The 9384-nt window shown below is 63.8% G+C and carries 8 protein-coding genes and 4 pseudogenes; 7 read left to right on the top strand and 5 right to left on the bottom strand.

Annotated elements, in window-relative coordinates:
• Positions 1-182, bottom strand: a pseudogene (locus tag MKK69_RS08730) (Crp/Fnr family transcriptional regulator); the annotation flags it as partial.
• 156 nt (positions 183-338) lie between these two features.
• Between MKK69_RS08730 and MKK69_RS08725 the strand changes: the two are divergent.
• Positions 339-1097 carry a Crp/Fnr family transcriptional regulator gene (locus MKK69_RS08725; protein ID WP_243967382.1) on the top strand — a complete coding sequence of 253 codons (759 nt, stop codon included), beginning with the start codon at positions 339-341 and terminating at the stop codon, positions 1095-1097.
• Positions 1098-1376: 279 nt separating this feature from the next.
• On the opposite strand, the gene MKK69_RS08720 is transcribed toward MKK69_RS08725, so the two are convergent.
• Positions 1377-2120: a Crp/Fnr family transcriptional regulator gene (locus MKK69_RS08720; RefSeq protein ID WP_243967380.1), complete on the bottom strand. Its 744-nt coding sequence runs from the start codon at positions 2118-2120 to the stop codon at positions 1377-1379.
• A 428-nt stretch (positions 2121-2548) separates the two neighbouring features.
• Positions 2549-3109, bottom strand: a complete 561-nt coding sequence (locus MKK69_RS08715; RefSeq protein WP_243967379.1) for a chemotaxis protein CheB — start codon at positions 3107-3109, stop codon at positions 2549-2551.
• Positions 3110-3243: 134 nt separating this feature from the next.
• Between MKK69_RS08715 and MKK69_RS08710 the strand changes: the two are divergent.
• Positions 3244-3747 (top strand): annotated as a pseudogene (locus tag MKK69_RS08710) (helix-turn-helix domain-containing protein); the annotation flags it as partial.
• A 114-nt stretch (positions 3748-3861) separates the two neighbouring features.
• Here the strand turns inward: MKK69_RS08710 and MKK69_RS08705 are convergent.
• Positions 3862-4125 (bottom strand): hypothetical protein, encoded by a 264-nt coding sequence (locus tag MKK69_RS08705; RefSeq protein ID WP_243967378.1) that lies wholly within the window; start codon positions 4123-4125, stop codon positions 3862-3864.
• A 467-nt stretch (positions 4126-4592) separates the two neighbouring features.
• Here MKK69_RS08705 and MKK69_RS08700 point away from each other — a divergent pair, with 467 nt between their 5' ends.
• The 3 genes from MKK69_RS08700 to MKK69_RS08690 all read left to right on the top strand — a co-directional run bounded on the left by MKK69_RS08700 (position 4593) and on the right by MKK69_RS08690 (position 8124).
• Entirely contained in the window at positions 4593-6077 is a 1485-nt protein-coding gene (locus MKK69_RS08700) for a PAS domain S-box protein (protein WP_243967377.1), read from the top strand.
• Between the two features lie 77 nt (positions 6078-6154).
• Positions 6155-7246: an HD-GYP domain-containing protein gene (locus tag MKK69_RS08695; RefSeq protein WP_243967376.1), complete on the top strand. Its 1092-nt coding sequence runs from the start codon at positions 6155-6157 to the stop codon at positions 7244-7246.
• Positions 7247-7278: 32 nt separating this feature from the next.
• Entirely contained in the window at positions 7279-8124 is an 846-nt protein-coding gene (locus MKK69_RS08690; protein ID WP_243967375.1) for a BLUF domain-containing protein, read from the top strand.
• 35 nt (positions 8125-8159) lie between these two features.
• Here the strand turns inward: MKK69_RS08690 and MKK69_RS08685 are convergent, their stop codons facing one another.
• Entirely contained in the window at positions 8160-8594 is a 435-nt protein-coding gene (locus MKK69_RS08685; protein WP_243967383.1) for a hypothetical protein, read from the bottom strand.
• A gap of 286 nt (positions 8595-8880) precedes the next feature.
• On the opposite strand from MKK69_RS08685, the pseudogene MKK69_RS08680 reads away from it, so the two are divergent.
• Positions 8881-9156: pseudogene (locus MKK69_RS08680) on the top strand (porin family protein); the annotation flags it as partial.
• Between the two features lie 86 nt (positions 9157-9242).
• A pseudogene (locus MKK69_RS08675) lies at positions 9243-9384 on the top strand (tRNA pseudouridine(55) synthase TruB); the annotation flags it as partial.

The raw sequence follows: 9384 nt of genomic DNA, 5'->3' as shown, positions 1-9384 counted from the left end.
TTGTACCGGCAGGCGAAGCCGTCGAGGATCAGCAGGACGTTGTCGGGCTTGTCGCCTTCCTGGATTAGATCCTGGCGCGCTCCAACCTGCCGGACTTTGAGTATCAGGTTGTTCAGGGCCGAGCGGGCTTGGTCGGACAGCGGTTCAAAGCTCTCAAGCTTCCGCGTCAGCGCCTGCTGCATGGGGCTCACATCGCTGCACCTCGGTATCTGCCACTATGTCAGATATCCGACCAAATCTCCATCATTTGATTGATATCTTGCTTTCTTTGAAGATTAGGCTCAAAGACAAGCAGGCGTAGGACGCAGGCACGTTCAAGTGCTGCCGACCGAGAGCTCTTGGGCCTCCCGCTCCAACTGAACGGGACCATGTCGCAACCGACGCAGGATAGCTGCCTCAATCGCTTGCTTAGATCCCTGAATCCGGACGATTTCTGTCTCCTGCGGCCGCACCTCGAACTCGTGGTCCTGTCGTTGAGCGATGTGCTGATCACAGCCGACACCCCGATCACGCAGGTCGCCTTCGTCGAACGAGGCATCGTCTCGCTCGTCAGCGTCGCGGCAGATGGCCAGCAGGTCGAGGTCGGGCTCGTCGGATGCGAGGGCATGGTTGGCGTGCCGATCCTGCTCGACGCCGAGCGGACGCCAGACGAGGCCCGGGTTCAGGCTATCGGGCTGGCGCAGGTCATACCCGTGAGCGCCTTCTCCGAGGCGCTCCGGAGCAGTCCGCGCCTGCACAATCACTTGTTGCGGTATGCGCACGTCCTCAGCGTGCTTGCCACGTCCACGGCCCTAGCCAACGGCCGCTACACCCTGGAGCCGCGTCTCGCCCGCTGGCTGCTCATGGTCCACGATCGGACTGAGAGCGACGAGTTGCCGACGACGCATCGGTTTCTCTCGCTGATGCTCGGGGTCAATCGTCCGGGTCTGACGGGCGCGATCTCGGTCTTGGAGCGTTCCGGCGTGATCGGTCGACAGCGCGGTACCCTGATCGTCCGCGATCGCGCGGCGCTGCTTGCTCTAGCCGGCCCCTCCTACGGCGCTCCGGAAGCCGAATACGAACGGCTGTTTACGGGTCCGGCACCGGGTGTTTCCTGAGAACCTTTCCAGTCGCATCCTAAGCTACGGCCCCCCCCCCCCGCTTGCTGCTGAGATGCCGCTCGATCCAGGCCTGAGCCGCGTTCAGGTCTAAGAACAGGGGAGCACCGATCACTGCGGTCGGGCCGAAGCCAGCTTCCAAGAACCGCAGGCCCACATCGGCACCGTGTTAGTCGGAGAGCCGAACCAGGACTGCCACGAGGAAGCCGTCCGCGAACACGAGTTGTCCGTTGCTGTCTTGACTGCTGGTGCGGACCCGCACCGGCTGAAAATGCAGGGTCATCCCGCCGCTCGCTTCCGCAAATGCAGGTAGGTCGCGTCGAACTCGGAGGCGCGGATCAGCTCATCCCACGCCTTCACCACCAGGGTGTGCCGGTGCAGTGTGATCAGCCCGCGACCGCGCATATCCCGCAACACGCGGTTGATGTGGACGGGCGTCATACCCGTGGCATCGGCGAGATCGGTCTGAGTGATCGGTAGGGGGCAGCGGTGATCACCCGCCAGACCGACCGCCTCCTGCTTCAGGTACAATTCGCATAAGAGGTGCGCCAAGTGCTCGAATGCCGGGCGGCGCCCCATGGCGACCAACCATTCCCGGAAGATCGCCGCGTCGATCAGCGTGTCACGCCAGAGCGTGGCCGCGATACCCGGGAAGCGGTTCGTGAGGTTGTGCATGCTCCCATGCGGGATGAACGCGACCGTTGCCCGGGTCATCGTCCCGAGGTTGTGGTCCATCAGTGGGATGTGCAGGCTCTGCAAATCCGGGATGTCGCCCGCAATGTGGAACGAGAAGATCTGGCGCCGTCCCTCGCTTAGGAACTTGTAGCGGTAGGCCCAGCCTTCCAGGATGACACAGCACTGGGTCGCGAGGTCGCCCTCCCGCTCGATGTCCTGTCGGGCCGACAGGGTCCGCACCCGGACCGGCAGGCTCTCGATCGCACGCCGCTCCTCATCCGAGAGGCGGCTGACGCTCTCCAGCTTACGGATGAATGGGTAAAGGCCGTGGAGGAGCTTCGAAGCCATCGAGGCATCGCCTTGCGTTGCAGGCGGAAGCGCACAGCTCTTCCAGGCGGCAGCACCTGTTCCGGAGCGGCTGACGATCGCTCATCTGTACAGCCCATGTCAGTGCCATATGCGATCCTGGGATAGGATTTTTCGCGATTGCCACAGGGCTTCACGAGCAGGACGTTCACGGCCTTTGCAAGAACGTGGACGGTGTCGCCCTCCTTGAGGCCCAACGCCTCCACCGAGTCGATCATCATCAACGAGGACATCCAGTAGGTCGTGCCGACTAGTTCGATCTCGAGTTAAGCCATCACGCCCCTACGCTTGATCGCCGTCACCGTGGCGGGGATGTCGTTGCGGGCACCGTGCTTCGTGGGGCGTCCTTCAAAGGCCACTGACTCGGCTGGGTAGCTCAACCTATGCCAGGGCCACCGGCTTTTTGAAGCTCAGCGACCAACACAGAGAGCAGCAACGCGCTCAGCGAGCCGGTCGCTCGTAAGGGGTGCCTCAGGGTGATCGCGCCTCACCGCCGCTGAGGGCATCTCGGGATGTTCGGCCTCTTCCAGGTCTTGGACCAAGCCAAGGCCACCATGCGCCGTGATTGCCCGCATCCCCTCGGCGCCGTCAATGTTCGCGCCGCTGAGTACGACCCCGACGACGCGCTCGCCGTAGGTTTTGGCCGCTGAGATGAACAGGGGATCGGCGGCCGGGCGCGCGAAGTGGAACTTGACCCCTCGATCAAGACTGATCGCACCGAAGCGCAACCGCATGTGGTGGTCGGGTGGCGCAACGTAGATATGGCCACTCTCGATCGCCTCCCCGTGGCGCGCGAAGGCTACCGGGAGATTGCCACGTTGGGTGAGGATGTCGGGGAGGTCGCTTCGATGTGTCCCGATGTGCTGGACGATGAACACGGAGGCGCGACACGTGCTGGGCAGAGCCTCGACGATCCGCATGAGCGGACCGAGGCCACCGGCGGAGGTGGCGATGACGATGATTGGGCTCATCTCATTGGGACAATCACCGGGACAGGCGACGGTTCGTTCTCTTCCGGCCGAACTTCCGAGGCGGCGAACAAGTGGACCGACCCTGTAGTAGGCTGGCCGGGCGGCCATACCATCACGGCTCGCCCGGCCTCGCGCGCCTTCCACCTGGTCTCGCGGCCCGATTCACCCTGGCCGAGCAGGCCGTCCTCTCCCTCGCAGCCGCCGAGGTCGTTCGCCGGAAGAATTGTCGCCTGTCTGTGCCGAACCTCGCCGCAGTCACCGGCGTGGCCGAGACCACCGTGCGCAACGCCATCCGCGAGGCCCGGAAGCTCGGTCTCGTGACGGTCGAGGAGCGCCAGATCACCGGCTTTCGTAACGACACGAACGTGGTGCGGATCGTGTCGCCGGAGTGGGCCGCCTGGCTGCGGCTGGCGCGAACACGAGACCCACTGTCCAAACGTGGATCGTTCGCTTCCGCCACACCGGCACAGGGGGGAGGGTGCAAATCCGCGAACCGCACGCCTACTAAAATTCTAGTCCTGTCAGAATCTAGGACAACGGAACCAAAGAAGGGCTGCCGACGAGCGGCGGCCGGCCTCGATCGATCAGACCGTGCGAGAATCCGCGCGGGTGGTGTAGGCGGTCGAGCCGTGCGGTGAGGGTCTGCAGGCAGATAGTATACCAGACATTGGAGTGGCGATGTGTCGAGATTAACGGTGCGTGTATCGTTCGCGTACTATGCGTTAAGTACAGTTTCCGCGCGACCTGCCTGGTCAAAGCGTTGCTGCAACATGACGGGTTTCGAACTTATCCGCGCTCTGGCGTAGGACGCTGCCATCGGTATCATTGTCACCGATGCGGCGATCGACTCGCCTGGACCAACTATCATTTATGCTAACGTCGCCTTCAGGTTTCTGGTCGGACGCAGTCTCGTTAACATCGTCTGGCAAAGCCCCCGCTTCGTGCAGGGTAAGGAACCCCGCCGGACTTCGCTTGACGCTTTCGGCCGGGCGCTCGCAGTTGGTGAGCGCTTTCATGGCTACCTCACCAACTACCGCTCTGATGGTACCCAGTACCGGTTCGAAATCGGTTGCCGGCCTCTGTGCGCCGCCGGTGGGCGAGTCGTAAACTTTGTCGCGTTCGAGCGCGAGGTCGTCCGCCGGATCGGGCGCCCCGCCAATAGCGCGGCCGGACGATACGAGCCGACCAGCGTAAGTAACGACTCGTTAACTGCGGCGCTACGAGCACTCGCCGCGCTTGAACACGCCTGAATTGTATCTTAGGAATACTGATCGCGCTGGTACTTGTAATATGAAGCCGTCAAATGATAGATTATTGCTTTTTACGTCAAAACTACCGGGTTTAACGATTAATTAGGAGCAATAGTGCATTATTATAACACGGTTACAAAATAACATGGCTCTTTAGCCGCCAAACATCAGTTTTGCTTGGCCTCTGTGTTCGCTGTCGAACAGCCTCCATTGATCACTGGGAGTCGATGACTATGCTTGGTGGAACGCGGACGCATGCCGATCTCGTCGCCAAATTCGACGCCTTGAGCCAATCGCAAGCCATCATCGAGTTCAAGCCTGATGGCACCATCCTCGCCGCTAACGCCAACTTCTTGACCGCGATGGGCTACACGCTGCCCGAAGTCCAGGGGCAGCACCACGGCATGTTCGTTGAGGCGGCCACCCGCGACAGCGCCGAGTACCGCGCATTCTGGGAAGCCCTGCGGCGGGGCACGTTCCAGGCCGCCGAGTTCAAGCGCATCGCCAAAGGCAGTCGCGCCGTGTGGATCCAGGCGAGTTACAACCCGGTGCTCGACCGCGCCGGGCGCATCGTGAAAGTCGTCAAGTTCGCCGCCGACATCACCGCACAGAAGCTGCGCATGCTCGACCTCGACGGTCAGATCACGGCGCTGCATCGCTCGCAGGCCGTGATCGCGTTCGATCCGACCGGCACCATCCTCGACGCCAACCAGAACTTCCTGGACGCGGTCGGCTACCGGCTCGACGAGATCCAGGGCCGGCACCACAGCATGTTCGTGGACGCAGCCGAGCAGGCCGGCCCGGCCTACCGTGGGTTCTGGGACCGGCTAGGCCAGGGCACCTTCGCGGCGGGCGAGTTCCGGCGCATCGCCCGGGGGGGCCGCGAAGTCTGGATCCAGGCGAGCTACAACCCGATCACCGATGCGGATGGGACGGTGCTCAAGGTAGTGAAGTTCGCCGCCGACATCACCGCGCAGGTGCAGGAGCGCCAGCGGCGGGCCAAGGCGCAGCGCGCGATCGGCACTGACCTCGATGCGATCGGCACCGCGGTCGAGGCCGTCACGCGCCAGACCGCCGAGGCCGCCGGCGTAGTGGGACAGGTTTCCAGCGACATCCAGTGTGTCGCCTCGGGCGCGGAGGAACTGTCGGCCTCAGTCGGGGAGATTAGCCAGCAGGTCAGCCACGCCGCGCGCATGGCCAGCGAGGCGGTCGAACAGGCGCGTCATACCAGCGGCATCGTCGAGGGCCTGAGCGGGCAGGCGGCACAGATCGGCGACGTCGTGACGATGATTCAGGGGATCGCCGCGCAGACCAACCTGTTGGCGCTCAACGCCACAATCGAGGCGGCGCGAGCCGGCGCCTCGGGTAAGGGTTTCGCTGTTGTGGCTTCCGAGGTGAAGGCCTTGGCCGAGCAGACCGCCAAGGCCACCGACCAGATCCGCGGGCAGATCACCGCGACGCAGGCAGCCACACGCGAGGCGGTCAAGGCGATCGGCGCGATCCAAGGCACGATCCGATCCCTCGACGAGGTCTCAGCGGCGATCGCGGCAGCGGTCGAGGAGCAGTCCGCCGTGACGCGGGAGATGTCGGGCAGCATGCATACGGCCGCCCACGGGGTAGCGACGATCGCCGGCGGCATGGAGGCGATCGCTCGGGCGAACGAGCAGGTCGATACGGCAACGCGCCAAGTGCGTGAGGCGGCGCGCGTGGTCGCGTGATCCGAGCGGTTCGGGTGGGACCAGCTGGTCATGTCGCGCTGGTGGGGAAGTCGAGCGACGTTCTTTAAGGACGCGGCATGAGTGAGCTTCTGCTGATCACGGACGACCCGCGCCGCGGCGAACGGTTGGCGCAAGATCTCGGTACCTTTCGCGCCTGCCGTATACACGATCTGTACGCGGAGGCTTTGGGAACCGGCACCCCCGCGCTTATCGTCAGCGACGTCAGTACCCTGACTTCCGACGCGGTCCTGCGGCTCCGTCGGATCCTGGGTCGGGTCCGTGGTGATGGCGTGCCATACCTTTTTCTGGTGCATGGCAACGCCGCCCGCGCCGAAGCTCAGGCTCAAGCTCTCGGCGCTACCGGCACTCTCGGGTTCGGCGTGGCTGCGCAGACCCTTCTGGCGGCGCTGGAAGGTCTGCACCGGTGCGAGGATCCGTCCGCCCCCGCGGTGGAACGCCATGCCGGGGCGGCGCAGCGCCTGCTCGCGGACGTGTTCGTACCGGGTGTGCTGGTCACGCCGGCGGCGATCGAGACGGGGACCGGTCTCGTGACCCGCGCCATCCGCGAGGCCGGTGTGCGCGCCTGGATCCAAGCGGTACGCCGCTTTGACAACGCCACGCACCAGCATTGCCTGCTGGTCGCAGGCCTCGCCGCCGCCTTCGCCAGCAGCCTCGGGTTTGCCGCAGCCGATCGTCATCGTCTGACGAAGGCCGCGTTGCTGCACGATGTCGGCAAGATCCGCGTCCCGCCCGCGATCCTGAACAAGCCGGGTCAACTCGACGCGGTGGAATTGTCAGTGATGCGCACCCATCCCGTTCTTGGTCACGCCATGCTACTGGGTTGTGGCTTTGAGGATGCGATGCTTACCGTGGTCCGCTCGCACCACGAGATGCTCGACGGGTCCGGCTACCCCGATGCGCTGTTGGGCGGGCAGATCCCAGACCTCGTGCGGTTGGTGACGGTCTGCGATGTTTATGGAGCGTTGATCGAGCGGCGGCCCTACCGCGCGCCTATGGCCGGCAAGCAAGCCTTCAGCATTCTGGATGGGATGGTCGGTCGCCTCGATGGCGATCTCGTGCGCGCGTTCCAGCCGATAGCCGCAGCGTTCGACCCGTCCATGCGGGCGGCGGCGCACGATCGAGCAGCCCATGCCGCTCACATTCGCTGATTACGACTTGCCGACCGGACGGAGACTTGCCGATGAGCGTGCTGTACCGCCTTGTCTACGCCAGCAAAAACCTTCTGACAGGGACTGAGGCCGAGGCTGCAATCGAACAAATCCTCGTGGCATCGCGACGGAACAACGAGCGCGCGGGGGTCACTGGCGCGCTGATGTTCAACGGCGGCGCCTTCGCGCAGGTGCTGGAAGGGCCGCAAAAGGGCGTCGAGGAGACGTTTGAACGTATCCAGCGCGATCCCCGCCACGGCGACGTGACGGTGTTGGAGGGCGGCCCGATCAGGGAGCGTGGGTTCGTGAACTGGTCGATGGCCTTCGTCGGGCAATCGGTTCGCGGTCAGGCGCTGTGGAATGAGCTGGCGGCGGAGAGCGGGTTCGATCTCAAGCGCTTCAACGCCGATGCGGTGTTCACGATGCTGCACGATCTCGTGCTGGAGGAGGAGCCACTTGGCAGCCCTACCGACGCTTCGACAGACGAAACGCCTCCTCCTCAATCGTTCGACGGGCCGCAGGCACGCGAGGAGGTAGCGCATTTCAGTTCCGAAACGGTGGCGAGAGCCGAACGGCAAAACGCAACCTGGGATCAAGAGAGCGTCGCTGCCTTGGCTGTCTTGAAGGCTGCTCTCGCGGACGAGCGTGGCCGGACGATGGAGCTCCGGGGTGCGGTGGACGAGATGCACATCGCCGTGGCCGAGATCCATGCCGTATGCGATCGATTGCAGGTCGAGCGCGATCTCTGGATGCACCGTGCCCGAACCTTGGTTGCGGTCTTTTACGAGGACCCGCAGGAGATCCGTTGCCCCCTTCTCGGCGCCGAGGTCGTAGAGGGACAGAGTATGGCCGCTGTGCCAAACCGCGCCGTCGCTTAAGCGACATACACCACGGCTCAAGATGTTTTGCTCGATTAGACGTAAGGTCCATTAAACAGGTCGCCGAACGCCTTCCGTTGGAACAGCGTGCGCCAGTGCCGTCTCTGATGCTCCGGCCGGTCATGGATCATGTGGCACCTCTGGCTGAAGGCCGGGAGGTTGGCGGCAGCGTTATTCGACGTGTCGAGGTCACGGTGTGCCGCTGCCAGGATAACCCGGGTCCGGCGAGCGCGACCGAAGATGTCGGCACCTGATCTGATCCGGATCCCGCGCCCCCAGCCATCGCGCCAGCGGCGGGACTCAACGTCCCACCAGTGCCCGTCGCCGAGGTGGCAGACCATTCGCCCATGCGGCCGTCCGCAGCCCTCACAGCATCCCTTAGCCCAGCCGAACCGGATTACAGCCGAGAGCTGCGGCCAGTCGATCGGGTAGAAGAAGCGGTGCTCGGGCCGATCGGCATGATGACGCAGTAACTGGTAATGTACTCGTCTTTATGGAGACTTAGCCAAGCTGAGGTGTAATCTCGTTGCCACACCACCTGAGCAACGCGATAGGGCGTCGCAACCAAAGCGAAGCTTTTATGTTGTCGCACTTAGCCGAGTACATTGTGGTATATTTCGGCAATCTAACGAATGTTAATTGAAGATTTAATATGCCATTACGACTTGTGATCGATTAGTGCGCCCATAAAACTACAGCCAATTTCGTCATAAGTCGGTAGCCTTATTGTCAGATTCAAATTGTGGACCAACCTAGATGACCAAGCTCCTGGCCTCGCTGGCTGCGTTCACCGCCCTGACGGCCGCCGCCTCGGCCGCCGACCTGCCCCGCCGCGCCGCCCCGCCGCCGGTGTTCACCCCCGTGCCGGTGTTCACCTGGACCGGCGCCTACTTCGGTATCAACGCCGGCTACGCGTTCGACGCCTCCAGCCGCAGCAACAACAACTCCACCTTCGGCGTCCCGGCCCCCTATGCCGCCGCCGGCACCACCGCCACCTTCGGCAACCGCAGCCAGGACGGCTTCTCCGGCGGCGCCGGCTGCAGCCCATCGGGACCACGACACCACGAACAACGCCGACGCCAACCTCGCGGCCTTCTGCCAGCGCTGCCACATGATCCCTGACCTCGACCCACGCGGTCGCGGTGGTGAAGCGCGCCTTCAACGCCAAGAAGGCCGGCCATGCCGGCACCCTCGACCCGCTGGCTTCCGGCATCCTGCCGATCGCGCTGGGCGAGGCGACCAAGACCGTCCCCTTCGTGA

The organism is Methylobacterium sp. J-026, from assembly GCF_022829585.1.
In the GTDB taxonomy this organism is placed as follows: domain Bacteria; phylum Pseudomonadota; class Alphaproteobacteria; order Rhizobiales; family Beijerinckiaceae; genus Methylobacterium.
Note: the sequence above shows the minus strand (reverse complement) of the source record. Positions and strands in the feature narration are given on the sequence as shown.